The organism is Microseira wollei NIES-4236 (assembly GCF_020521235.1).
Taxonomy (GTDB): Bacteria; Cyanobacteriota; Cyanobacteriia; order Cyanobacteriales; family Aerosakkonemataceae; genus Microseira; species Microseira wollei.
Genome location: NZ_BLAY01000073.1, coordinates 20,641 through 47,129 on the forward strand (window position 1 = coordinate 20,641; position 26,489 = coordinate 47,129).

Genomic DNA, 26,489 nt, shown 5'->3' on the forward strand with positions numbered 1-26,489 from the left:
GTCGTATGAGGTACACCTTCGTTTGTATAGCGGCACCCTTAAGGGTGCCGCTATACAAACGAAGCCATTTGGCTTTCCCTCACGCGGCTGCAAGCCGCTGTAATGCTGCGCGCTTGACAAACGAAGCCATTTGGCTCAGGACTTATATGATGTCCGCTCGGCTAAGGCATCGCACGCTCATGGCGGGTTTATCAATACAATGAGCCACAGATCAAAGATTACTGGTAAAACCCGCCCCTACGAAACTATTAACTGTACGAGTCCGATACTACCGGACGTGATATTACAGCGGCTTGCAGTCGCGTGAGGTACAGCGAAATCGCTTCGTTTGTGTAGCGGCACCCTTAAGGGTGCCGCTACACAAACGAAGGTGTACCTCACTCAGCAAGCAATCCGCTATATATGATGTCCGTTGAATTGCCCATAATAAAAAAACCTCACGGAGTCGTTGCGTAGGGACACGGCATCAGAGATATCTCGGATAAACAGATAACGTTAATAATGCCGTGTCCCGGCTGCTAATTATGGGTAATCGACCGGACATCATATTACGCATCTGGCACATTGGTTGGTTCGTAGTCAGCGCTGTCTTCGCTTCTAGATTGGCACTCAAGTGCCTACTACAAACATCAATCGTTCGTAGCTACTAATAATTCGTAGGTTGGGTTGAGCAATAGCGCAACCCAACTCTACCAGCTAAAAAGTTGGGTTGAGGGAGGAAACCCAACCTACAGCTGCAATCTTTTCGAGTGAGGTACAGCCTTATGGCTTCGTTTGTGTAGCGGCACCCTTAAGGGTGCCGCTACACAAACGATGGCGTACCATCAGCGCCTGCAATCCGCTATAAACTCTATTGTGATTTATTGCTCATTCCTGTACAATCTAGCGCAGTATTTCATCAAACACCGTAAACAGGGCAACATGGTACTGCAAGCAGGATGGCGGCAAGTCGGCGATCGCGTTTCTCAAATCATTGCCAGAGCATGGCTAGACTCGGAGTTTCAGGGAAGATTAATAGCTGACCCTAGAGCAATACTGGAAGGGGAAGGGATAGAAATTCCTGAAGGTCTACAGGTGACTATAGATCGATCTACTATTGACTGGAGTATTGGTTCGCGAGCAGGTAATGTAGTTTGGACTATTCCCTTACCGCCAAAACCGGCAGATATTTCCGAGGAACAGCTATCAGATTGGGCGAGAGGGGACTTTTCCCAACAAGATATTAGATGCGTCAATGCCTGTTGCTAAACATCGCCTTGTATGTAGAGAGCAAAATTGATGAATGCAAGTGACTTGACAGGTTTGGATTAAATGATATCCTGTAAAACAAAAACAATAAAGCGTCAGTAAATGGGTGATAGCATGGTCTACCAAGCAAAACAGGGAAATACTGAACTCTCAACAGCGCAAGCACAAGCCAGCTTGCTACCAGAAGGGTGGCAAGAAATCGGCGAACGTGTTTCTATGTTAATTGCGAAAGCATGGTTAGATGCTGAATTTAAGGAAAGATTGCTAGCCGATCCCAGAGGAACGCTGGAAGTTGAAGGAATTAAGGTTCCTGCTGGTGTCCGGGTACAAATAGATCAACTTAATCACAACTGGAGTATTGGCTCGACACCTGGTTTATCAGATGATGTAGTTTAAAGAATTCCCCTACCTCTTAAGCCTGCGGATATTTCAGAAGAGCAACTTTCAGCTTTGACTAGCGGTAATCTCTCGGCAGTTCCTGATAATAGAATCCCCGCTTGCTGCTAATAGTTAGCAAAACAGCTAACAAACCAGGTTTCTTGAGGAAAAATAGCAAAAAAGTAAGGTGAGAGAAGATCCAGCCTTCAAACTGTTTCTATGCTATCCCGCTCCTTGGTGGCGAAAGCTAAACATTCAGGATGGAACATCTATTACTGATTTACCCATCCGCAACAGGTCATGATATCAAGTCCGATAGCATCGGACTTGCAAAGTTAATAGTATTGTAGGGGCGGGTTTTACTAGAAACCTTTGATTGTTGCGAATTGTATTAATAAACCCGCCCCCCGCGCGATGCCGATGCAACCGGACATGATATGATTCGTCAACCAAGATTTAAACATTGCTTCCATATAGAAGTAGTAGAACCAGAAGGCGTCTTTTTGCTCTGGGAGCAAGAACCCATCTTTTTAACCGGCAAAATCTATCAAAAATTAGCTTTTTTGCTGGATGGTTCTCGCACCGTAGAAGAGTTGGTGCATTTGCTGGCAGATGCGGCATCAGCACCGGAAGTTTACTATGCTTTGATGCGATTAGAACAGAAGGGATATATTGTTGAAAACGATAACAGTATATCTCCTGAAGCAGCCACTTTTTGGGAAAGCTTGCCCATAGATGCTCGGTCAGTATCTTATTTGCAATCAACTGGTGAAGTAACGGTAACAACCTTTGGTAATATTCCCACTGAATTATTTGTATCGAGTTTAGAATCGCTGAATCTGCGGGTAAATCAGCAGGGAAAATATCAGGTTGTGTTAACAGATGATTACCTGCGCGATGAATTGGCTAGTTTTAATCAGAAAGCACTCGAATTACAGCAGCCTTGGATGTTAGTTAAACCTGTGGGAACGGTGGTATGGATTGGGCCGATTTTCCACCCCGGAAAAACAGGTTGTTGGGAATGTTTAGCGCAACGCTTAAGGGCAAATCGTCCTGTTGATGCGTTTATCCATCAAAGAAAAGGAAAACCATCTTTTTTTCCTACTGCCAAAGCCGCGTTACCTTCTACTCTCCAAACTGCATTTGGTTTAGCTGCTACAGAAGTAGCGAAATGGATTGCACAACCAGAAAGTCAACAGCTAGAAACTCAGGTAGTGACACTGAATCTCAGGTCGCTGGAAATGCTTTCTCATCAGTTAGTTCGGCGTCCGCAATGTTGCAGTTGCGGTCAACCTGAATTATACGCTCCTACTCGCTCTCCCATCGCGATCAATTTACAAAGTCGTCCCAAAGTTTTTGTCGAAGATGGCGGCTATCGCAGCGTTACCCCAGAAGAAACCTTGGCAGAATACGGACATCATATCAGTCCGATTACCGGAGTAGTGCGAACACTCAATCGCCTTTCTCCCCCCACCCACCGCTGGAATCACACATATATAGCTGGACACAACTTCGGTCTAATGTTCGACGACCTTTATTTTCTGCGCCAAACAGTCAGGGGTCGCAGCGGCGGTAAAGGTAAAACCGCAGACCAAGCAAAAGCCAGCGGTTTGTGCGAAGCAATAGAACGCTATTCTGGCACATTTCAAGGCGATGAAATCCGCATTCGCGCTACTTATCAAGACTTAGGCGACACAGCTATTCATCCCCATACCTGCCTAAATTTTAGCTCAAAACAATATCAAAATCGACATGTTTGGAATGCTCATTGTCCCCCGCATCAAAAAATACCAGAACCCTTCGATACCTCACGGCTAATTGACTGGACTCCCATTTGGTCTTTAACAGATCAAACCTTTAAGTATCTGCCTACAGCTTATTGCTATTACGGATATCCTCGCTCTCAAAGTCCCGATTGCTGGGCAGACTCCAACGGTGCCGCAGCCGGAAATAATATAGAAGAAGCTATTCTGCAAGGCTTTCTGGAATTAGTAGAGCGGGATAGCGTTTGTTTGTGGTGGTACAATCGCTTGCAAAGACCCGGTGTAAATTTAGCCAGTTTTGATGACCCATATATTCTGGGATTACAGGAATATTACCGCACAATTGAACGCCTGATTTGGGTTCTTGATGTCACCAGCGATTTTGGCATTCCCACTTTTGTCGCTATTTCTAGCACTTTCGAGCGAAAAGTCAGCCAGCTATTGTTTGGCTTTGGCGCGCATTTCGATGCCAAAATAGCAATTACGAGAGCCTTAACTGAAGTTAATCAATCACTTCCTCCAGTTTTAACAGCACGGGAGGCAAACCATAATGAATTGGATCAAACTACTATTGAAGATTGTCCCTATTTGCTTCCCGATCCTACCCTACCTGAAAAAATTTCCTCTGACTATCCCCAGTTTTGGCATGAAGATTTACGCGATGACGTTTTAACTTGCCAAAAAATGAGCGAAAAAAAAGGAATGTCTATGCTAGTGCTGGATCAAACTCGTCCCGATATCAATTTAAATGTAGTAAAAGTGATTGTTCCTGGAATGCGCCATTATTGGCGGAGATTGGCTCCTGGACGACTTTACAACGTACCCGTGCAGTTAGGATGGCTCTCAGAACCACTACCAGAAGAAAATCTAAATCACCAGTCAATTTTTTAATATATCAATCAAATGTCTGAAACTTCTATACTTTCTTTTTTACCTGGCATATCCCTAGAACAGCAAAATCAGGAATGGGTACTTCACTATCAAACAACTACCCACTCCAAAAACACGATTTCTTTGCCCAATTGTTCCCAGGGAACATTGAAGGCTTGGCAAGTACTGTGCAAAGATGGAGATACGCGAGAACAATTGAGTTCTCTAGTTCAAGAAACTGATGGGTTGTCCAATCTAGCTGAATTTTATTATTATCTCGCACAATTTGAACGCCTTGGCCTGATCTGTCAAACTATCTATGCAGATGGAACGCCGATAGCGAAAGTGGTTCCCCTTGCACCTGCACCCGCATTGGCAATTGGGGAGGTTTCTGCCGAACGGTCTTATGTTTTGTCGCGGTTTGCTTATTTACATCGCCAGAACAGTCAAATAGTGCTGGAATCACCCCTATCTAAGGTGCAGTTGGTAATACCTGATTGGCGGGGAGGCGCTATTTTAGCCGAACTTAACCAACCATGCTCTTACTCTCAGCTATGCCAAAAAATATCTGGCATTTCAGCAAATGCCGTGCAACAATTCCTCAATTTGCTTGATGCTGCCAAGATGCTTTCAGAAGTTAAAATCGAGGGGGAAATTGCCGAAGATAAACAGGATGCTCTTGTGCAATGGGAATTTCACGATTTACTGTTCCACAGTAAGGTGAGAACCGGAAGACATCGCCAACCTGTGGGGAGAACCTATCGCTTTTTGGACAAAATTACCCAACTTCCTGCTATTAAAAGCCAGGTGACAGACAGTATTATTTCCCTATATCGACCGGATATTGAAGCGCTCAAAAAAAATGATTTACCTTTTACTCGCGTTTTAGAAGAGAGAAAATCAATTCGCCATTATGGCAACCAACCAATAAGCGATCGCCAACTGGGAGAATTTCTTTACCGTTCCCTCAGAGTTAGAAACATCCTCAAAACAGAAACAGAAGAACTGAGTAATCGACCATATCCCAGTGCCGGAGCTTGCTACGAATTAGAAGTTTATACAGCAATTAATTGTTGCGATAATATTCCCTCTGGTTTGTATCATTACAATCCTCAAAAACATCAACTTTTTTTAGTTTCTCCTAGAACTTCTCAAGTGGAAGCTTTACTAGAGGAAGCCGCGCAAAATAATCCTGAGAGGCAAACTCCTCAAATTCTAATTATTTTAGCGGCTCGATTTCCCAGAATTACCTGGTATTACGAATCCATCGCCTATGCTAGCATTCTGAAAAATGTGGGTGCTGTATTTCAGACTATGTATCTGGTGGCAACTAGCCTCGACTTAGCCGCTTGCGGTATTGGTTGTGGCAACGCCGACTTATTTGCCGCTGCCGTAGGATGTGACTACTATGCTGAGTCCTCTGTTGGCGAATTCGCTCTATGTAGCAAGCAGTCTTAAAAACGCTGTCCTGGCGCTGCTCCACAACTCTTGCAATCAGGACTCACCCAACTGTCATATGATGTCCGCCAAATCATATCATGTCCGGGTAATGACTTACGATTAAGCGCCGATTTGAAGCCACCAATGATATCATGTCCGGTTAATTACTTGTAATAAAAACTTCGACCCTTCCTTAGCGTCCTTAGCGTCTGGGCGTCAGCCCTAATTATCAGCGTTCAACCGGACACGATATCACCTACTATCGCCAGAGTTTGATTCGGCAGGTTTCTCATCCACAGGCGAGTAATCAGCGCAATTGCTCGCTTCTTTGGTGAGGACTGTACCAGGATGTACCGCACATTTCAGATAAAAGTTACCCGAAAAGTATAGACAGTTCTTACAGGGAACTTGATTTGAAGGTTTTATTTTAAAACCCAAAGGTTTTGGTAGATCTACTCTAATTTTTGACACCATCAAACAAGCTGCTGCTACAATCGCGATAAAGCTAACGGAACTAAAGGTCAGAACTACATCGTATATTATAGGCAGATTGAGTTGGGTATCGCTCGGTTGAGCTTCGCTTTGAGTCGTTTGGTTTAAATCAATTTCTCTTAAACTTGTATATTGTTTTGGCAGTTGAGCGACATACATATGTTTTACCTTGCTAACAACGATTTTGCAGCCTCGCCATCGAACGCGCCGATATTTCCTTCAACAACGCCTTAAATTGGGCGATCGAAGGTTGCTGTAGTTCGAGCAAGCGGTGATAGAGCCTTACTTATACGTGTAGCAAAATTAAAATTTTTCTATATCTACCAAGAGGTTCAATTATTAATCGAGTTATACACCAAAAGAAATAGGAGCGTAACCTGCATACGCTCCTTGGTTAATAGCTGGGTGAACTGGGTTGAATTAGTACTAAATCATTGCTAGTTATCTCTCTGGGAGCGGCTAATGGCTAATGGCTAATCGAGCGAGCGGGAAAATTTCTATATTAGCAATTAGCAATTAGCAATTAGCAATTAGCAACTTGCGTTACTACAGGGGAGAATTAGACAGTGGTCGATAAATATAACTAGGAGTACCGGGTTTTTGAATCGATTCTTTTATGCTATCGAGGTCAATGTAGCAATCAGCGACATTGATTAAATGGTCGTTGGTCATTGACCGCAAACTGACGACTTCGACTCGCACTCCCTTGTAGCTAACGGCGTTGACGGCGTAGGCGAGGTCGCCATCTCCGCTGACTAAAACCGCTGTATCGTAAGATCCGGCTAAAGTCATCATATCAACGGCAATTTCTACATCCAGATTGGCTTTTTTGGAGCCATCGGGGAGTTGGACGAGTTCTTTGGTGACGACGCGGTAACCGTTGCGACGCATCCACAGCAGAAAACCTTGTTGTTTTTCATTGGTGCGATCTACTCCGGTGTAGAAGAAAGCGCGTAACAACTTAGAACCAGCAGTTAAGCGTACCAGTAGTTTTGTATAGTCTATTTCTATGCCAAGTTGCAAAGCTGCATAAAATAAGTTTGCCCCATCTATAAAAATAGCTACTCGACCGCGATTTAAGCGATCGCATATCGAACCTTCCCCACACCCCTCTGTCATTTCCATCTCTTCACTTCCTTTGACACTCGGTTTGGCAAGTTTTTGCCCTTGGTAAAGCGCTTGTGGCCTTACTGCGCGATCGTGACCGTTTTCTTTAGCAAGAGTCATTGATACCTCTGGATTTAAATTTTGCAAGTTTATTAGTAAAATCAGGATTTTATAGATCTGTACCAGCCATGGCGGCACAGATGACTATAAATGGACTAAACCCCTATCATACCAAGTGTTTTCCCAAAGCGATCGCTTTTAAGTTAAGAAACAATCACAATTTCCTGTAACCTTGTAGCTGTAATGGTTTGACGCCAGTTTCTCCATATTGAATTGTTTCTAATATCATGTCCTTAGGTAGCGGTAGTGTATGGATGGCTAATTGCTAATTGCTAATTGCAAGCTTGTCAATTGCCTCCAGAGCAGCCATTAGCGATTAGCTATTAGCAGTTACACAACCGTTGCTATTGGACATGATATAATAAGGAAAGAGACTCCAACTGGGGCAGAGATCAGCTCCCTCGCTCTGTTGGAGTCCCGCTTTCGGTGCAAATCGAAAGCCTTTTTGGGATTAATTTGTGCGATTCACCAACAGGACTTACGCAAAGAAACCGGGTTTTTATGAAAAATCGTCGCTTTGGAGCTAGAGATTTACGCAGAAACAAAGGTGATAGGTTCGTCGTGGGTAAGTCCTGACCAAAAAAGGCGGAAATTTTGATGCCTGGGGCACGAATAGCCAACGAGACGCTCTGTGCCAGAAAAAAAGGTATTTTTGTTTGAATTCTCTGGATTTTTTAGATCATGTCTTTTGGTATCCTGTCGGTTGGGGGCACGGCATGTTTAATATAATTGGGTTTTTTAAGATATTGTAGATGCCGTGCCCCTACCCCCAATTACGGGTAATCGACCGAACACGATATTATCGGCGGGGCAAACCCTCTGCCTTTTCCCCCTGTCTCTTAACGAAAAAATTAGATTCCTCCTAGTTAATTACACTCTCACCGCCTCGACAGAACAACGACGCCAACCGAATCAAGCAGATTTGTACTCACAAACTCCCAGCTTAAGCGATTTGTAATTTGCTAGATTTGGCTTGAGCTGCCTGGTAAATCTCGTGGACTTGACGCTTAACGCGACCATTTTCTATCGCTTGCTGTAATAGCATCAGCGCTTCTATGTCGTAGGAATTTAAACGGGTATCAAAAAGTTTGCGGATTTGAGCTTCAGTGTCCATCGATAAATAGCCAGCTTTTAGAGTTTCGTGGACTAAATGATAAATTGAGTGCATAACCAACTCCTTTAACCCCAGTCATTAACTGAACTCTACTTGACTAATTAGGTTAAAGCTAAAAAATGCAGAACTTGTGCAGATGATACTCGCTAAATGTTAAAAAATATAAAAGAACTGGCTCACGGCTGCCAGCCGAGGACTGCGACAACTTGAGCGGATAACTGCATTGCCTTGAAGGGTTTGGTAATAATACCCGCGACGCCGAGTGAGGCAAAGCGGCGTTGATCCGCAGCTTGTGCCTTAGCGGTCATTAAAATGACGGGGATAGACTCGGTGGCAGGATTCGCTTGCAACGCTTGCCAAGTGGCGATCCCATCCATTTCGGGCATCATCACATCGAGGAGGATGGCATCGGGTTGTTGCGCGATCGCTTGATCTAACCCTTCCCTACCCGAAGCGGCGGTTAAGACTTGCCACCCGGCGACGGTTTTGAGCGCCAGTTCCGCCACTGCCCGGATATCGTATTCATCATCGACAATTAGAATGCGTTTGGCGCTCACGAATTGCTGTCTCCTTCCTGAACTCGAACGATGCGGTTTAGCAAGTTGATGACTCGGCGTTCAAACTCGTGCGGTGTAATGCGTGCTTTGGTGAGGAACAGTGTCTGACCCAACTTTAAGCGATCGCGATCGCTTTGACTCAAATCTCGTGAAGTATACACCACCAACGGCACGTGACACAGACGGTTGTGATGCCTGAGCCAGTCTACCACGGCAAAACCATCGCCTTCCGGCAGTCCCAAATCGAGGATTAATAAATCGGGGAGGAGGCGCTGGCTTAATTGAATCGCTTCCCGTCCAGTTCGCGCATAAAATGTTTCAATCCCATAGCGCTCAAACATGGCAATCAGTACTTGTGCCAAATCCAAATCATCTTCTACCACCAGCACTTTCATCCTCTGATTCTGTTTGGCTAAAGCTTTCTCCAGCGCTTGGCACAATGTTTGTCGATCGGGAGGTTTAACTATCCAGTCGTTCACCCCTGGATAGGGAACTTCTCGATTGTCGGGTAATAATCCGCTGAGTACGATCGCCGGGATATTTTGGGTTTCTTCATGCTGTTTCAATTGCGCTAGGGTTTCCCACCCATCCATTCCAGGCATCATCAAGTTGAGGATAATTACATCGGGATGGTTGGCGATCGCTTGTGCGATCGCCTCTTGCCCCGATCCGACTGCAATCGCCCGGTAACCTTGCTGTTCCAGGGTAGTTTGTACCACAAACCGGATATCGGCGTCGTCATCGCACACTAATACCAGTGGTATCTGGGATTCGGCGATGGCGTTCAACTCGCCTTCTGCTTGGTACAAAACTGGCAGGGTAAAGTAAAAGCTGCTGCCTTCTCCTAAAGTACTTTCAGCCCAAATTTGCCCTTCATGCAGCTGCAAGATGCTGCGACAGATGGCTAACCCTAAACCCGTTCCTCCTTTGGCGCGCGAGTCGGATGCATCGACTTGCTGAAAAGGTGCAAAAATCGATTCGAGTTTATCTGCTGGAATGCCCCGTCCAGTGTCGGTGACTTTAAATAATACGTAGCTATAGGAGGAAGAGGGGGAAGAGGGGCACGACGGCGGGAGGGCAGGTGTGCAGGTGGGCAGAGGGGAATTTGAATCTATATTCTCCCCTGCTCCCCTGCTCCCCATCTCCCCTGCTCCCCATCTCCCCTGCTCCCCTGCTCCCCATCTCACCTGCTCCCCTGCTCCCCCTTCTCCCCCAGCTGCCTGAATTTCCCCACTCAACCAAACTGTTGCACCTGGGGCGGAAAATTTAATTGCATTAGACAGCAAATTGGTGAAAACCTGGATAATCCGATCGGGATCTGCCCAAAAACTTGCTTTGAGGGCAGAGACGCTGATGGTAACGCCTGCATTGCGCGCCATTTCTTCCACGACTTCTACTGACTGAAGCATTAAATTTTCTGCTTGACATATTTGCTTAGTCATGCCTACTTTACCAGATTCGATGCGTTCGATATCCAAAATGTCGTTAATTAAACGCACCAACCGCTCGGTATTATTGGCAGCAATTGTTAACATGCGCTGCGCTTCTTCGGGTTGAGCTTGCAATAACCCACTCGCGAGGAGATCCAACGCACCGGAAATTGAAGTTAGAGGGGTACGCAATTCGTGGCTGACAATTGAGACAAATTCATCTTTGAGTCGCTCGATTTCTCGGCGAGCGCTGATATCTTTCATAAAGCCATAATGCCCGATGAATTGCTCTTGGTCGTAAGCTTTGACCATGACGATTTTCTGCTCGAAAACCGACCCGTCTTTTCGCACCGCCCTTACTTCTACTTCTGCCTTGTCATTTGCCAGCATTTGTTGGTAGGCGGCTAGGGTTTTTTCTCGGTCGTCGGGGTGTACGGTTTGTTGCCAATCCATCCCGATTATCTCTTGAGGTTGGTAACCCAACATACTGGCATAAGCTGGGTTGACTTGAATGAAATTTCCTGGCAAATCTATTTGGGAAATGCCTACAACGGCTATTTCTAATGCTCTATTCAGATTGCGGATTTCTGCTTCCGAAGCTTTGCGATCGCTAATATCTTTATGCGTCCCCGTCATTCTCAGGGGGTTCCCTTGTTCGTCGCGAGCCACGACTTTACCATAATTCCCTATCCATTTCCATTCCCCCGATTTGGTTCGCATTCGATAATCGAAGGCATAAGGAACCGAACTGTCTTGTAAATGATTGTTCAGCACGTCCATTACCCAGGGGCGATCGTCTGGATGAATCAGACTTTCCCAGTTATTGACATTTGCGACATATTCACCTATGTCATAGCCGAGCATTAAAAGCCATCGGGGACTTACATAAACCTCTTCAGTGGTAATGTGCCAGTCCCAGAGTCCGTCCCCAGAGGCTTCTAGCGCGAGTTGCAAGCGTTCCTCGCTCTGGCGCAGTGCTGCTTCTGCTTGCTTGCGATCTGTGATATCTTGACCTACAGCCTGATACTCAACGATTTGTCCCTGGTCGTTGAAGATGGCTCGGTTTATCCATTGATGCCAGCGAATTTCTCCCGTGGGGAGGATGACCCGATGTTCGTGGCTGATATATGGTTTATCCGCAGATAGGGAGGCAATGTTCTCTGCAACTAATGCCCGGTCCTCCTCTGGAATCAGCGGCATGAAGGGATTGTGCAGAATGTCTTGCAATTGCCGATCGAAATAGCGACAGTAGGCCTGATTTACGAAGGTCAATACCCCATTTGGCAGAAAACGACAGATCAGTTCGGTCTGATCTTCAACAACGGCGCGGTAGTGGGCTTCGCTTTGTCGCAGTGCTTCTTCTGCTTGCTTGCGAGCGCTAATATCAAAAATCGTAGACCGACTCATCAGATAGTTTCCCGCTTCATCTTTGATCGCCGTTGCATTTAAACTCACGGGTAAAATTGTGCCATCTTTGCGAATATAATTAAATTCCAGATTATGCAGCGATCCGTTCTGTTTGAAACGCGGGAAGTTTTCTTGGAAGATTGCCAAACTGTCGGGTGCAAGCAATTCGGTCACATGCTTTCCAATTATCTCTTCCCGCGCGTAGCCCAACATATTCAGTTCGGTATCGTTGATGCGGACAATATTACCATCTGCATCGAGGGAATGATACCCGCAAGGGGCATGGTTATAAATGTCTTCGATTTCTGCGGCGTACCTTTGCAGCGCTTCTTGTGCTTGCTTGCCTTCGGTAATATCGCTGCCAATGCCGAGAAATCCGGTAATGTTATTTCCGCCATCGTACAAAGCAGTAACTGATAGCAAAACCGGGAAGCGGGAACCATCTTTGCGAATATAAGTCCATTCGCGCTCATCTATTTCCCCGCGCCGCGCCTTGGCTACAAACGTCTCCATTCCCGGTTCAATTGTAACGCCCAACTCCTGTGAAAGTTCTTGTGCCCGTTGTACGACTTCATCCCCATCATGGATGATATCAGGAGTTGTCTTGCCAATTACTTCTGCTGCGGTATAGCCCAGCATTCGTTCTGCTGCTGCGTTAAAAGTGCGAATCGTCCCGTCTACTGTGGTAGAAATAATCGTGTAGTTGGCGCTATTTAAAATCGCGTTCTGCAATGTGGCGATTTCTTGTAGTGTTTGTTCTGCCTGTTTGCGTTGGATGAATTGCCCAATTTGGTTGCCAATACTCGTGATCAAATCGAGCAAATCTACGTCTGGTGGTTGAATTTGACGGCTAAAGCAGGTAATAACACCGAGGATTTCGCCACCCATCCGAATCGGAAAGCAAAATGCTGCGTGCAATCCAATTTCGGCGGCTATTTCAGAGCGCAGGAAGAAATCATCTTCAACTACATCTGCAATCCAAATTGGTTCGTTTGTTGCCCAAACGCGCCCCGGTAAACCAATTCCAGGCGCAAAGTTTATTGTTTGGGCGATCGCTTTAAATTCTGGCGAAGTCATCCCAGGTGCTTGCCAAATTTCTACGCATTGTAGGGAAGGGGTAATTGGTAATTGGGAATTGGGAATTGGGAATTGGTGCGATCGTTCATTACCCTGGGTAGCGATCCAAAATTCTGCCGCTACCCACCCCAAACTATTACAAATCGCGGGCAAAATTCTGGAGTACATTTCCGTCAGGGTAGCGGCTTCTGCCAGTACCCGCGTTGTGGCATATTGGACGGTTACCCCCCGTTGGGCCCATTCCCGTTCTGCAATTTCGGTTCGCAAGGCTATATTGGCTTCAAATAGCTCGTGGGTGCGTTGAATAACTCGGTGTTCTAATTCGTCGTTGGCGCTGCGGAGGGCGGCTTCTTGCGCTTTGCGATCGCTTATATCCATCACCGTTCCCATCATCCGAATTGCCCTGCCCGCTGGGTCGTAAAAACCCCGCCCTTTGCCTTCCACCCAGTGGATGCTACCATCAGGCCAAATAATCCGGTATTCTGCGACGTAGTCGGTTTTTGTTGCTAAAGCCATAGCTACAGCGGTTTCTACCCGTTCGATATCTTCCGGGTGGACGCGGGAGTGAAATGCTTGATAATTGACAGCGAAGGTGCCGGGAACCAAACCAAACAGTCTGGCGTGATTATCGTTCCAGGTGACGCGGTTGGTCAATAAGTTCCAGTCCCAAATGCCAATGCAAGTTGCTTCTAGGGTTAGCCGCAGTCGTTGTTCGCTGTATTGCAGCGCTTGCTGTACTTGAATCCGATCGCGTTGTGCGGCGATGCGATCGCTAATATCGCGCAAAATTACAGTAAATATTGTTTCCCCTTCTAATTCCAGCTTCGAGATCGAAGCTTCAGCTGGAAATTCCCTCCCATCTTTGCGACGACCAACAATTTCCCGATGTTGTCCCATTCCCCGCGCTACATCGGGCGAGTTGGCGAATTGACTGATGTGTTGGCGATGCATTTCCCCAAAGCGAGAAGGCAAAAGTAAATCCAAGGATTGTCCTAAAATTTCTTCGGTACTGTAACCAAAGATTTTTTCTGCTCCCTGATTAAACAAGGTAATGCTTTGGGTTTCATCAACCGAGATAATCGCATCATCCGCAATATCCAGAATCCCAGCCAAACGACTTTGGGAGGCGTGCAGTGCGGCTTCTACCTGCTCGCGTTCGGCGATTTCCCGTTGCAATTGTTGGTTAGCTGCTTCTAACTCGGTTGGACTCGGCAAAGCTAAAATTTGCGGCACTAATGAAATTAGAATCACCGCCGCACAGAGAGAAACTCCCGCCGTCAAAGCTTTGAGCGTTCCCGATACCCAATAGATGGGATGCCAAAGCGTCCAAACCTCCATCAGGTGGGTGGTTCCACAAGCGACGATCAAAATTCCAAACAGCAAAAATATCCAATCAAATGGTAAGTCTTTTCGCTTTTGGACTAGATAGATTAACCCTATCGCAATCCCATAATAAGCCAGGGCAATCAGCGAGTCAGAAACCACATGCAGCCACACCAGCCCCGGTTTCCAAAGATAGCAATGCCCGTGAGGGATAAATGAATTGTATGTCATATAAACTTACCTTCAAATATAGTATATACCGAGACAAGGAGGACAAGGCGGAGGGAAAGTTGTCCATTTCTTGTGCAACTTTGTATCATCTATTACCGCCTTTTTTAACTTTCTCACCCTCAAGGGTGAGGCTACACAAGCAAAGCCCGCCTTCGCGGGCTAAAGGCTAATAAATCCGGATTTGGTATCAACAAATGCTTGACTTTTTTCAACATCTTTGCTCTGAAATTAAATTTAGTAAATTTGTAATTTTGCACTTGGGCAGAGAATTATTAGCCAACCCCCATAAGCAATTAGCAATTAGCAATTAGCAATTACCAGTTTAATTTTTAATTTTTAACTGTTGGCTGGCGGCTTGATATAAAGAAAGTAGATCGGCACCATCTTTAGGATACTGGACAATTCCGCAACTGAAGGATACCCGCAAGGGCGTGCCATCAACAGTAGTAAATTCTCTTTGGCGCAGATGCTTCAAAAGTTCAGAAAGCCGCCGTTTGGCATCGCTTTTTGCGATTCCAGACATGCCGATGACAAATTCGGTTCCACCCCAACGACCGATGACATCTTGGCTGTGGAATGATCGCCGCAGGATTTCTGCCAATTGAGATAAGACTCGATCCCCGGTGGCATGTCCGAATTGGTGGTTAATTTGCTTCAGGTTGTTGGGTTTAATAATTGCGAAACACAAAGGTTGATCTGTGACTTGGCACTCTTGTTGCCAGCGCAGCAGACTGGCGGTGGACTTGCGTCGGTTGGGGAGGCCAGTCAGGGGATCGGTTTCTGATAAACTCCGCAATAGACGCGATCGCTCGATCCGATTCAGGATGCGCGTCACCAGTTCCGCCGCTACAATCGGTTTGCTAACGTAGTCGTCTGCACCAGCTGCAAATACCTGCCGCCTGATGTCGCCATCGGTGTGAGCGGTAAGGAACAAAATTGATAGTCCGCTCCAGTTGGGGTCGTTGCGGACAACCTTGCACAGTTCAATGCCGCTAATTTGGGGCATTTCTATATCCAAAATTAGCAACTCTGGCGCAGTTGTTTTGAGAACATCCAAAAACCGCAGCGGGTTATCTAAGGTATATACCTTAATGCCCCAAGGTTTGAGTAAAGTTTGCAGCGCGGTTAAAATATTCCGATCGTCGTCTACCGCCATCACCCTCGCTTCATCGGTACGGGCGTATTGCAGCAGTTGTGTGGCACATTCTAGCACCTGGACAGGGGATAAAGGTTCGTGCAAAATCCGCCGTACCCCTAAGCGGGCGATTTTAACTCGGTCGATTAAATTATCCCGCTCGGCGATCGCGATCGTTGGTACTGGGGGAGTAAGTGCATTGAGTTGAGTCAATAACCCCTGACTTGCCTCGTGCAAGTCCCGATTAGTCAGGTCGAGCAGCACCAGATCGGGGGGCGAGCTTAAAATATATTCTCTCAGTTCCACAGGGGTATAGCCATCAGTGGAATGCACTCGTATGCCCCAACTCGTCGCTTCGATCGCCAATTGTTCCGTCAGCGACCGATCCAAGTCAACAACTAACAATAAAGGATATGGGTCTGCGGATTCATTTGCTGATGGTAATGCGGGCAATTGTTCCCTATTGAGTCGTTGCAGTTCCCGATCCAGTGCTTGAACGAGTTGAGTCAGGTATTGCTTTTGCTCTGCTGCCAAATGCAAGTCAGCTTTAAAGTTAGCTTCGATTTCTTTAGCCAAACGAGAACCTTCATCCGATCCAAACATGCCCAAAGATCCTGCCAGTTTGTGCGCTTCTTGCTCCGCAAGACTGCGCGCCTCCTCGGTCAACTGGTCGTTTTGCAGCAGCGTTGTTGCTTGGGCGATTGTTGTAACGCGATCGGCGATGGTATCTTTAACTTGCTGCCAAATTTTACCAACTCCCGCTGCTGTCTGCGCTGCAACGTTGGCGTTGGCATTTTGGCTAGTGGATTTCTTTCCATCAACAGTGGCAACCCCGCTGGCAGTATCCACAGACTTGAGTCGATAACCGATACCATAAACTGTCTCGATCGGATCTTCTGGAACCCCTGCTGCCCTGAGTTTCATTCGTAACCCTTTGAGATGGGATCTGACTGTATCATCGCTGGGGGGTTCTTCAAACGACCACAGTTGCTCGATCAACGCGCCGCAGCTAAAAATCCGCTGTGGATTGCGGAGAAATACTTCCAGCAGTCCGTATTCTTTGGGGGTCAAATGCAGCGAGCGAGCGTCCCAAGATACTTCGCAGGTACTCGGGTTGAGGCGTAGTTTGTTCCACTCCAACAGCGGCGGTAAGCTTGAACCCCCCCGACGCAGCAATGCTCGGATGCGGGCTAATAATTCCTGAAAATCAAACGGTTTTACGATATAATCATCCGCGCCTGCATCCAAACCCATGACTTTATTCGTGCTGGCATCTTGCGCGGTGAGTAAAATTACGGGAGTGAGATTGCCTTGACTTCGCAACCGCCGACAAAAGCTAATTCCATCTAACTTCGGCAGCATCACATCGAGCAAGATCGCATCATAGCTAGAAAATTCAACTAAATCCCACCCCGCTTGACCATCCTTAGCAACTTCAACGATATAATGCTGTTCAGTCAGGTTTTTAGCCAGCTGTTCTGCAATTAATCGATCGTCTTCGATCAGCAATATTTTCATATACCAATTATTGTCTGTTTGGCTAAATTAACGAAAATCTAGACAAGATCAATTTTAAATTTTTTAAATTACCCGGTTGATTTCAAGCCCGACTTACTTAGAGAGTGGGTTTCTTTTCTGTCAATAGACAAGGCTTGAAAATATCGCCTTCATTGCTTCTGGAGGCAGGCTTCCTCCCTTACCACCCCCCCTACTCCCTCCTCGTAGGAGGGGGAAAAGCGGAATTTGTTTTGTTTTTAGGACTTACGCAAACACCAAAGTTTCTACGAAAAATCCTTGGTTTGGGCACCAAAGATCAAGGTCGAAACAAAGGTGATGACCTCGTCGCACGTAAGTCCTGGTTTTGTCAAGTGGGCATCTCCCCGGCTGCAAATAATTTCACAAATCTTGTATATTGCAGCACAATCAAAGTTAAATTAACAGGACTTACGCAAAGAAACCGGGTTTCTAGGTTCATCCTGCGTCAGTCCCGCTCAACTCAAATAGGGGCGGGTTTTAGCAATCAATCAGTGGAACCACGAGATATCTCTAGGACTTACGCGCTTGCTTTCCGGTTTCTCCGAAAAATCGTTGGGAAAGGGAATCAGAGATCGACGGTCTCACCTTTGTTTCTTTTCTCGTCTTGCGTCAGTCCCGATCTCGTTAAACCCGCCCCTACTCGTTATCTCATGCATAGCGGCTAATGGCTAATGTCAGGAGAAATCACTACGCTCTAGTAGCTTTTGTGGTGAGTCTGGGAACCTTAGGGATCGGGATATTAAGACCCAAAGGTCTTAAGAATCCCCGCGCCTATTGGTGCGGGGAGTGTCCAACAATGCAACTACGAGTGTATAGGAGACTTTGCAGGCGCATTTGGTCTGGCATAGAATATGGGCTATCTTTAACAAAACCGTTAATCTCAGCATTGGGATCAATTTTTATTTAGAACCAGGCTCGAACTTTTTAATATGCGACAATTTTCCCAGTCGATTGACTTGCCACCTCTGGAGAGCGCGATCGCTCCTGCCTTAACCGTTGCGCCCGATACTATGGTACTCGATGCGATCGCCTTGATGAGTCAGGCTCGCGGGAGCAATTGTCTGCTATCGAAAGCAAAATCATCCTCAAAATCGCACCAACCGATTCAGCAACAAACCAGTTGCATTGTGGTGGTGTCGCCGAACCGCTTACTGGGCATATTTACGGAGCGAGATGTAGTAAAAATCACTGCTGCTGGAAGGAAATTATCCAGGCTAAAAATAGCCTCTGTAATGACGCCAAAAGTCGTAACCCTGACAAAATCTGGTTATGAAAGCATTTTCACGGCACTGTCGCTGTTGCGTCAGCATCAAATTCGCCATTTACCCATTTTGGATGCCCAGGGACAACTGGTAGGAATAGTCACACATAACACGATTCGTCAAGTTCTGCAACCTGTCAATCTGCTCAAAGTGCGACGAGTCCAAGAAGTGATGACGACTGGAGTTATTGCTGCACCCGCCACTGCATCGGTGCTAAGTTTAGCCCAACTCATGGCTTCCCGTGGCGTCAGTTGTGTAGTTATTACTGAAGCAGCAGAAAATACACTTGACCAATTACCAATAGGAATCGTCACCGAGCGAGATATCGTGCAATTTCTGACTCTGGAGTTAAATTTAGCCGAAACTATGGCACAAAAGGTGATGAGTGCGCCGCTATTTTGTTTGAGCAAAGAAGATTCCCTCTGGGTGGCGCATCAGGAGATGGAAAAGCGGCACGTGCGGCGATTGGTTGTTGCCAGCGAGCAAGGGGAGTTGTTGGGAATTGTGACTCAAACTAGCTTGCTGCAAGTGCTTGAACCCCAGGAGATGACTGGCATTATCGAAACTTTGCAGGTAAAAATAGAAGAGCAGACAACCCAATTAAGACAAGTCAACGAAGAATTGCAAGAAGAGATTGCTAAACGGCAGCGCATTGAAGCCGTCCTGTTTCAAGCTCACGAGGAGTTAGAAAAACGAGTTGAGGAACGAACTGCCGAGTTAAAAGCAGCTAACGAACAACTGCAACGGGAAATAGCTCAACGCAGACAAGCAGAAGCGCAAATTCAATTTCAGGCGCATGTTTTATCTCAAATCAGCGATGCAGCGATCGCAATTGATAACGAGGAGCGCGTTATTTATTGGAATCAAGCCGCAGAGCGATTGTATGGAGTCAAGGCAGATGAAATAATCGGGAAGCCAATAGAAGAATCCCATCAATATCGTTGGGTTAAACCAGAAGATGAGCAAGCGGTAAGCGAAGCTTTGGCAACAAAGGGTGCGTGGCGGGGAGAGGGAATTCATATTAAAAAAAATGGGGAAGAAATCTACGTTGAGGTATCGGTTAGCGTTGTTAAAGATAATAATGGTGATGGGATTGGGTTTCTAGGTGTGATTCGGGATATTAGCGATCGCAAACAAGATCAAGATCAAATTGCGTTTCAAGCTTCGCTGCTCGACCAGGTACGCAATGCGGTGATTGCTACCGATTTAGAAGGCAAAATTATCTACTTTAACCAGTTCGCACAGCAGTTGTACCAACTGACTCCGGAGGTGATAGGAGAATCGATTTTAGAAGTAGTAGCGTCACCGGAAGCAGAACTAGCCGCACAAATTATGGCTGGCATTCAAAAAACCGGCAGTTGGGAAGGAGAATTTACCGTGCGCCGTACTGATGGCAGCACTTTCCCCGCCTATGTAGCAGATACTCTGATCCGCGATGCAACTGGCAACCCTTGCGGCATCGTCGGGGTGAGTATGGAGATTACAGAACGCAAGCGAGTCGAGGCGCAATTGCTGCGGCAGAATTTGCGGAGTCAGTTATTTGCCGAAGTGACGCTGAAGATTCGCCAGTCTCTGCAACTCGAGGAAATTTTACAAACTACCGTCACCGAAGTGCAAAGAATACTCGCTTGCGATCGCGTCGTCATCTTTGGCCTAAAATCCGACGGATCGGGAAAGGTGATCGAAGAAGCAGTCGTCCCAGGTTGGCCTGTAATTATCGGACACGACATCCTCGATCCTTGCTTTGGAGGATACCACGAGCAATACCGCTCCGGACGAGTCTGCGCGATCGCCGATATCGAAAAAGAGGGTATTCTGCCTTGTCATGCCGAATTGCTGCGGCATTTTGCCGTCAAAGCTAACTTGGTCGTACCGATTCTGATTCCGGGGAATGAGGCAGAGGACTTCGGGAGCAGGGGAGCAGGGGAGCAGGGGAGCAGGGGAGATGGGGAAATGGGGAAATTGGTAAATCTCGAGAAAGATTCAAATTCCCCTCTGCCCCCCTGCCCCTCTGCTCCCCTGCCCCTCTGCCCCTCTGCCCCCTCTCCCCCCTCTCTCCCATCTCCCCGACTGTGGGGTTTGTTGATTGCACATCAATGCGCCCATGCGCGACAGTGGTCGGAGTTTGAAATCGAACTATTGCAACAACTGGGGAACCAGGTAGGAATTGCGATTACCCAAAGCCATCTGTTAAAAGCTTTGCGGAAAAGCGAACAACAAGTCAGACTCGCCTTAGAATTTACTCGCATCGGCAGTTGGGATTGGAACCTTAGCACCGGCGAGCTGATCTGGAACGAGAACCACTTCACTTTATTGGGTTTGAACCCACAGGAAACAGAAGCAAGCTATCAGATTTGGCGCGAATGCGTCCACCCTGAAGACATCGACCAAGTTGAGCAAGCGCTTACCGATGCCCTGCAAAACCATACCGACTACGACGCCGAATACCGGGTAATTTATCCCGATGGCAGTATCCACTGGGTTGTAGACCGAGGTCGGGGGATGTACGATGCTTGGGGGCAAGCAGTACGCATGGTAGGGGTGATTATTGATATAAGCGAGCGCAAGCTTGCCGAAGAGCAAATCCGCGCCCAAGCAGCTTTACTCGATGTGGCAACTGAGGCGATTCTCGTTCGCGATTTAGACAACCAAATTTTATATTGGAATAAAGGTGCAGAGCGTTTGTACGGCTTTCGGGCACAAGAAGCTCTGGGACAGAAAGCCTCCCAACTGTTGTATAAACAAGCTTCGCCTCAATGTGCAGAAGCGTTGCCAACAGCGATCAAAAGCGGTTGTTGGAAAGGTGAATTGCATCAAGTCACCAAAGACGGCAGGGAAATTATCGTCGCCAGCTGCTGGACGCTGGTGCGGGACGAACAAAACCAACCCAAATGGATCCTCACGGTCAATAGCGACATTACCGATAAAAAACAACTCGAGCAACAGTTATTCCGCGCTCAGCGCTTGGAGAGCATCGGCACCTTGGCGGGGGGCATGGCTCACGACCTCAACAATATATTGACGCCGATCCTGATGTCAGCGCAACTGCTGGCGATGCAGTTTTCCGATCAAAAAACCCAGCAACGACTAAAGCTAATCGAAACCAACGCTAAACGGGGCGCGGCGCTAATCAAGCAAGTCCTCACCTTTGCTAGGGGAATGGAAGGTAAGCGCTATCTGGTGCAAATCAAAGACGTGCTGCGGGAAATTGAGCAGGTGATCGAACGCACGTTCCCCAAGTCGATTCAAATTTACACCCAGATTGCTAATGAACCGCTGTGGACGGTTTTAGCAGATAACACCCAAATGCATCAAGTGTTGATGAACTTGTGCATTAACGCTCGCGATGCCATGCCCGATGGCGGCACTTTAACCATCGTCGCAGAAAACCGCATCGTTGAGGAAAGCGAAGCGAGAAGGAATATTGAAGCGAAAGCTGGCGATTACGTCGTCATAAAGGTTGCAGATACGGGAGTTGGCATTGGGTCGGAAATTATCGATCGGATTTTTGACCCGTTTTTTACTACCAAAGAAGTCGGTTCCGGTACGGGATTGGGTCTTTCTACTGCCCTGGGGATTGTCAAAAACCACGGGGGTTGGATCGCAGTCAGCAGCAAGGTGGGGTCTGGTAGCGAATTTCAGGTGTTTTTGCAAGCTTATGGCGGCACAAAAGCAACCGAGTTAGCGGCGTCGAGTTTTAAACTGCCGCGGGGTAAAGGAGAATTAATTCTGGTGGTGGATGACGAAGCGGCAATTTGCGAAGTGGCTAAAACCGTCCTGGAAACCTGCGATTACCGGGTGCTAACCGCCACCGACGGAATCGATGCGATCGCGCTTTACACCCACGAACAGCAAGAAATTAGCGCCGTGTTGATCGATATGATGATGCCTTCGATGGATGGACTCACTTGCATCCGCACCTTGCAAGCAATTAACCCCCAGGTGAAAATTATTGTCATGAGCGGACTTTTGTCTAGCGAAGACCTCGGCAATGTCACCAGATGCGGTATCCAAGGGTTTTTGCCCAAACCGTTCACCAGCGAGGAATTAGCCGCTACCGTACATCGAGTTGTTAACGATGCAGAAAAACTGACAAACTAGCAGGTCGTCTCCTAAAATTGGTACGGACTGGCTTCACTGCACTAGCTGCCAAGCTATTGTTTAAGTATTTGGTGCAAACCTGAAAAAATGTCTAGAGCGAAACCCCAACGGACGCAACTATTATCACGCTTGAAGCCAATGAATCGCGATCGGCAAGCAAAAAAACCAGCCCCCCCACCTAGCGGTAATCCGGTAGTAAATCTACTTCAGAAACACGCGCTGTTACTTTTTGTGGCGGTGTGGGCAGGGTTGTTAGGCGTTGCGGTTTCGGCTGGGAAGGTGCTGATTTACTCGGATGTAGAAGTAGAATCGGCATCAACGCGGGCAAAATCCCAAAATGAAGCCGTAAACATCCAGAATTCGGGGAAGTTGCCGGTTTTGTTGTTTGGTGCGATCGCCCTCACCTGTGTAGCCGGATCTTGGATGATTTTACAACAGCTACACGATCCAAAACCGCGCCGCCTAGTTCGCCGCCCAAGACCCAGACCCCGCCCTAATTCGCCACAAATGTCCTCTACCGACCAAGAGCGACAACTTCCGACCTTACCCCGCCGAGACATATCCGCTTGGGGAACCCAGCAACGACAGATGCCCCGCAAACCCTCGCCGATTCAGCCACTCGTACCCGATGAACCCGATGAATAGGACGGTCATATTTTTTTTGGCGAATTTACAGCAGATTTTCCGGATGGCGATCGCCCCCTAATGAAGAGTGGAGTGGTAGATGCACCCTGATAAGACATTCTCCCCCGGCTCACTGGCACGGGGGATTTTTTTTTCCCACTCATGCAGGTGAGCAGAGGTGCAGGTGAGAAACGAACATCAAATTTATGTTGCAACCTGGTTGACCAATAAGCACGTACTGGTTAACTTGACTGGAGGAAAGCGTTTCTGAGAAACAGCCAGGAGAATTGAATCATGGAGCGGAGTGTAATCAAGTTTTCTTCTGAAGACTGCGGCATTTGTCATAAAATGTCGTTTTACGACCAGAAAGTCTCAGAGGAACTCGGTTTAAAATTTATCGATGTCAAAATGCAGGATACGGCAACTTATCGCAAGTATCGCAAGATTCTATTAACTCAGTATCCCGATAAATCGGAAATGGGATGGCCTACCTACCTCATCTGCGACAATCCTGAAGGAGAATTTCAGATTGTGGGCGAGGTGAAAGGCGGTCATCCCAAAGGCGAGTTTAGAAGCAAGCTGCAAGCTGTTTTAAATGCAGCGAGTAGTTAAGACTATTTGTTCGTAGTAAGCGCTTTAGCGCTAAAGCGCTGACTATAAACCTACTCATTCGCATCAAAGGATTGCACATTTGTTCGTAGTAAGCGCTTTAGCGCTAAAGCGCCTACTACGAACCTATGTCCTACTCATTCGCATCAAAGGATTGCACTTCCAGGACGGGGCCGATCATGGCTATGGTCATGATATCTTGGCGAATTTCAGCTTTAACGGTGACTTTCTGGCCTTGTTGGAGCAATTCTTTGGGGGCGCCAGCGTAGATTTCGTACTGGTCGCCGTTTTCTGCGACTAGCGCCCAAGTGCCTTTGCCAAAGCCTTTACGTTCGATGGTGCCGGTAACGGTGATACTCATGTAGTAACCTCAGTTGGTAGTTCGTAATGGGTTTAAAAATAGCTAATGGCTAATTGCTAATTGGTCGTGGGAATATTTTCCAGCTCTACCATTAGCAATTAGCCATTAGCCATTAAAAGCCCTAAAAAGGTAACTAACGCAAGTTGCTAGTTATAAACAAGGGCGTTGCCAGCTTGCAAGCTTGCTAATTGCTAATATAGGATTTTTACCAATCTCGCCATTAGCCATTAGCCATTAGCCGCTGTGAGAGAGATAACTAGCAACTTGAGTTAACTAGCAACTTACGTTAGTACGATCTTCTCCTTTGCTAGATAGGCGAGCGAGTCCGAAGCAGAGTAAAGCGTTGATAATTAGGTAGGTGCGAGCCAGAACTCCATCTCCCAACCACAATAAACCGGGTGACATCACCGCACTCACTGCTAAACAGGAGGCGACGCCCAAACAAGACCCAATCGCAAACCATTTCCAACTGCGGTGTCCCAACAGCAATGCTATCAAACCTAGCGGGATTAGCACGCTGGCAAAAATCGGATTCAGTACGGTACTACCTTGTATTGCACCGCCCAATTCCGGAATCGAACTGCCCATCACCCGTAAAGGCCATTGTGGCAGGTCGTAAATGTACAGTCCCCGCAGGAAAAATAACCCGGAACTGCCCAAAATTAAACCGCTTGACAGGGACCAACCCCAAACAAACGGCAAGTAATTCCGCAAAAACCAAGCCAACAAATAAGAACCAATCACCATTAAAATCTTCGGTAACAGGGCGACGACGCCACCATCAAACCAGAAGCGCAGGTTGAGATAACCGTTATCGCGCAACCAGCGGAAGAAGTCGCGGAAGTTGAGTTGTCCTTTGGTAGCGAGTTTAACCGCCGCCGCCGCATCTAATTGACCGGCACCAAAGTAATTTAATTCGTCTTCTTGGATAACTCGCGCCGACTGTTTGAGGACTGCTTCAATTTCGTCCGGATTTTCCACTCCGCTGGCTTTTACCAGGGCTGCAACGCCCGCGACGTGGGGGGACGCCATGCTAGTGCCTTGATAGCTTTCAAACACGTCTAGGCCGGTTTCCGGGTCGATGGTATTTTGCAGGATACCGCCGACGTTGCCTTGCCTGGTATCGCCACCGGGGGCGGAGATATCGACGCCAGCACCATAGTTTGAGTAGAAGGCTAACTCGCCTGCTGCATTCAAAGCGGAAACGGCGATAACGTGGTTATAACGGGCGGGGAAGGAAACCGAACTGCTATTTTCATTTCCCGCTGCGGCGACGATGGTCACGCCTTTTTGGTAGGCGTAGTTAACGGCTTCTTCCATAATGTTGCTAGATCCGCCACCGCCCAAGCTCATGTTAATTACATCGGCGCCGTTATCGGCGGCGAATTTAATCGCTTCCGCAATATCGGAAACCGTACCGCCACCGCTAGCACTCAATACCTTAATGGGCATGATATTGGCTTCGTAGGCGACGCCCGCAACGCCGTAGCCGTTATTGGTAGATTGGGCAATTGTACCAGCAACGTGGGTGCCGTGACCGTTGTCATCGTTGGCTTCAGCTTTATCGTTAACGAAGTCGTAGCCTTTGACAAAGGTTGTCTGCTGCAAGTCGGGAACTTGACTGACGCCGGTATCTATTACCGCAACGGTAGCGCCACCGCCTTTGCTGTCATTCCAAGCTGCTTCGACGTTGATGCTACGCAAGTTCCACTGTTTGCTGTAGTCGGGGTCATTGGGAACTTCGTAAGCTTTATAGATAAAGTTGGGTTCGATATATTCAGTTTGCTTTGCCAGGTTGGATTTTTGCAAAGCTTGTAGGAGAGTGCGATCGCCCTCGACCACATAGACATTATCCTGTTGGGAGAAAGCGCTATTGAGGCGAGGCGTGACTTTATATTGGGAAGCGATCGCTTTAATATCTGCTGCTATCTGCGCTGGTGGAATATCTTCGCGAAAATCCAGCACAATCGAATTATACGTGCCGCTAGCTGCCAAACCCTTAAAATTAAACAGGGCAAAGCCTAGCCCGATTAAAAACAAGCACGTTATGAAAAGCTTTCTCATAACTACCTACTCAGTAGAGCGAAGCGTGATGCTCTCTACAATAGCTCAAGCGCCTGCCCATCGTTGAGATATTGTGCGCTCGTTACATTCCCGGCATAGGTTATGGATATGTTGGGGCACAGCAGCCAAAATCTGTGGCATAAGAGAAGATTTTCCCCTCGCCGTGCCCCGACCACCAAACATTGATTAACCTGTAGGGGCACAGCAGCCAAAATCTGTGGCATAAGAGAAGATTTTCCC

Annotated in this window: 17 protein-coding genes; 8 read left to right on the forward strand and 9 right to left on the reverse strand. The window is 47.2% G+C overall.

Annotation, left to right across the window (positions count from 1 at the left end; translation table 11 throughout):
- Nucleotides 1–921: 921 nt before the first annotated feature.
- From MiSe_RS23125 to MiSe_RS23140, 4 genes are all read left to right on the forward strand, one after another.
- Nucleotides 922–1,248 (forward strand): hypothetical protein, encoded by a 327-nt coding sequence (locus MiSe_RS23125; protein WP_226585273.1) that lies wholly within the window; start codon nucleotides 922–924, stop codon nucleotides 1,246–1,248.
- Between the two features lie 102 nt (nucleotides 1,249–1,350).
- The gene (locus tag MiSe_RS23130) at nucleotides 1,351–1,644 is read left to right on the forward strand and encodes a hypothetical protein (RefSeq protein ID WP_226585275.1); all 294 of its coding nucleotides are present in this window, start codon (nucleotides 1,351–1,353) and stop codon (nucleotides 1,642–1,644) included.
- Nucleotides 1,645–2,063: 419 nt separating this feature from the next.
- Entirely contained in the window at nucleotides 2,064–4,280 is a 2,217-nt protein-coding gene (locus MiSe_RS23135) for a TOMM precursor leader peptide-binding protein (RefSeq protein ID WP_226585277.1), read from the forward strand.
- Between the two features lie 12 nt (nucleotides 4,281–4,292).
- Entirely contained in the window at nucleotides 4,293–5,717 is a 1,425-nt protein-coding gene (locus MiSe_RS23140) for a SagB family peptide dehydrogenase (protein WP_226585279.1), read from the forward strand.
- A 234-nt stretch (nucleotides 5,718–5,951) separates the two neighbouring features.
- Here MiSe_RS23140 and MiSe_RS23145 read toward each other — a convergent pair whose 3' ends face one another.
- Both MiSe_RS23145 and MiSe_RS23150 read right to left on the reverse strand, forming a co-directional pair.
- Complete coding sequence (locus MiSe_RS23145; protein ID WP_226585281.1) at nucleotides 5,952–6,350, reverse strand: hypothetical protein; 399 nt, start codon at nucleotides 6,348–6,350, stop codon at nucleotides 5,952–5,954.
- Between the two features lie 387 nt (nucleotides 6,351–6,737).
- Nucleotides 6,738–7,316, reverse strand: coding sequence for a LabA-like NYN domain-containing protein (locus MiSe_RS23150; RefSeq protein ID WP_226585310.1), 579 nt, complete (start codon nucleotides 7,314–7,316; stop codon nucleotides 6,738–6,740).
- A gap of 859 nt (nucleotides 7,317–8,175) precedes the next feature.
- On the opposite strand from MiSe_RS23150, the gene MiSe_RS23155 reads away from it, so the two are divergent.
- Nucleotides 8,176–8,376 (forward strand): hypothetical protein, encoded by a 201-nt coding sequence (locus MiSe_RS23155; protein WP_226585283.1) that lies wholly within the window; start codon nucleotides 8,176–8,178, stop codon nucleotides 8,374–8,376.
- On the opposite strand, the gene MiSe_RS23160 is transcribed toward MiSe_RS23155, so the two are convergent.
- The 4 genes from MiSe_RS23160 to MiSe_RS23175 form a co-directional block, all read right to left on the reverse strand.
- The gene (locus MiSe_RS23160) at nucleotides 8,362–8,586 is read right to left on the reverse strand and encodes a hypothetical protein (RefSeq protein ID WP_226585285.1); all 225 of its coding nucleotides are present in this window, start codon (nucleotides 8,584–8,586) and stop codon (nucleotides 8,362–8,364) included. The two genes, MiSe_RS23155 and MiSe_RS23160, sit on opposite strands and share 15 nt — an antisense overlap.
- Nucleotides 8,587–8,708: 122 nt before the next feature.
- Nucleotides 8,709–9,089, reverse strand: coding sequence for a response regulator (locus tag MiSe_RS23165; protein ID WP_226585287.1), 381 nt, complete (start codon nucleotides 9,087–9,089; stop codon nucleotides 8,709–8,711).
- Nucleotides 9,086–14,557 carry a PAS domain S-box protein gene (locus tag MiSe_RS23170; protein ID WP_226585289.1) on the reverse strand — a complete coding sequence of 1,824 codons (5,472 nt, stop codon included), beginning with the start codon at nucleotides 14,555–14,557 and terminating at the stop codon, nucleotides 9,086–9,088. The genes MiSe_RS23165 and MiSe_RS23170 overlap by 4 nt, the downstream gene beginning before the upstream one ends.
- Before the next feature lie 322 nt (nucleotides 14,558–14,879).
- The gene (locus MiSe_RS23175; protein WP_226585292.1) at nucleotides 14,880–17,210 is read right to left on the reverse strand and encodes a response regulator; all 2,331 of its coding nucleotides are present in this window, start codon (nucleotides 17,208–17,210) and stop codon (nucleotides 14,880–14,882) included.
- A 947-nt stretch (nucleotides 17,211–18,157) separates the two neighbouring features.
- Between MiSe_RS23175 and MiSe_RS23180 the strand changes: the two genes are divergently transcribed.
- The 3 genes from MiSe_RS23180 to MiSe_RS23190 all read left to right on the forward strand — a co-directional run bounded on the left by MiSe_RS23180 (nucleotide 18,158) and on the right by MiSe_RS23190 (nucleotide 23,827).
- The gene (locus MiSe_RS23180; protein WP_226585294.1) at nucleotides 18,158–22,591 is read left to right on the forward strand and encodes a PAS domain S-box protein; all 4,434 of its coding nucleotides are present in this window, start codon (nucleotides 18,158–18,160) and stop codon (nucleotides 22,589–22,591) included.
- Between the two features lie 87 nt (nucleotides 22,592–22,678).
- Nucleotides 22,679–23,236: a hypothetical protein gene (locus MiSe_RS23185; RefSeq protein ID WP_226585296.1), complete on the forward strand. Its 558-nt coding sequence runs from the start codon at nucleotides 22,679–22,681 to the stop codon at nucleotides 23,234–23,236.
- 273 nt (nucleotides 23,237–23,509) lie between these two features.
- A complete protein-coding gene (locus MiSe_RS23190) occupies nucleotides 23,510–23,827 on the forward strand; it encodes a thioredoxin domain-containing protein (RefSeq protein ID WP_226585299.1) in 318 nt (105 codons plus the stop codon).
- A 130-nt stretch (nucleotides 23,828–23,957) separates the two neighbouring features.
- Here the strand turns inward: MiSe_RS23190 and MiSe_RS23195 are convergent, their stop codons facing one another.
- From MiSe_RS23195 to MiSe_RS23205, 3 genes are all read right to left on the reverse strand, one after another.
- On the reverse strand, nucleotides 23,958–24,185 hold the full coding sequence (locus MiSe_RS23195) for a hypothetical protein (protein WP_226585301.1): 228 nt from the start codon (nucleotides 24,183–24,185) through the stop codon (nucleotides 23,958–23,960).
- A 273-nt stretch (nucleotides 24,186–24,458) separates the two neighbouring features.
- Entirely contained in the window at nucleotides 24,459–26,249 is a 1,791-nt protein-coding gene (locus MiSe_RS23200) for a S8 family peptidase (protein ID WP_226585303.1), read from the reverse strand.
- Nucleotides 26,250–26,284: 35 nt separating this feature from the next.
- Nucleotides 26,285–26,489, reverse strand: a 205-nt coding sequence (locus MiSe_RS23205; protein ID WP_226585304.1) for a hypothetical protein, incomplete at its 5' end; no start/stop codon positions are given.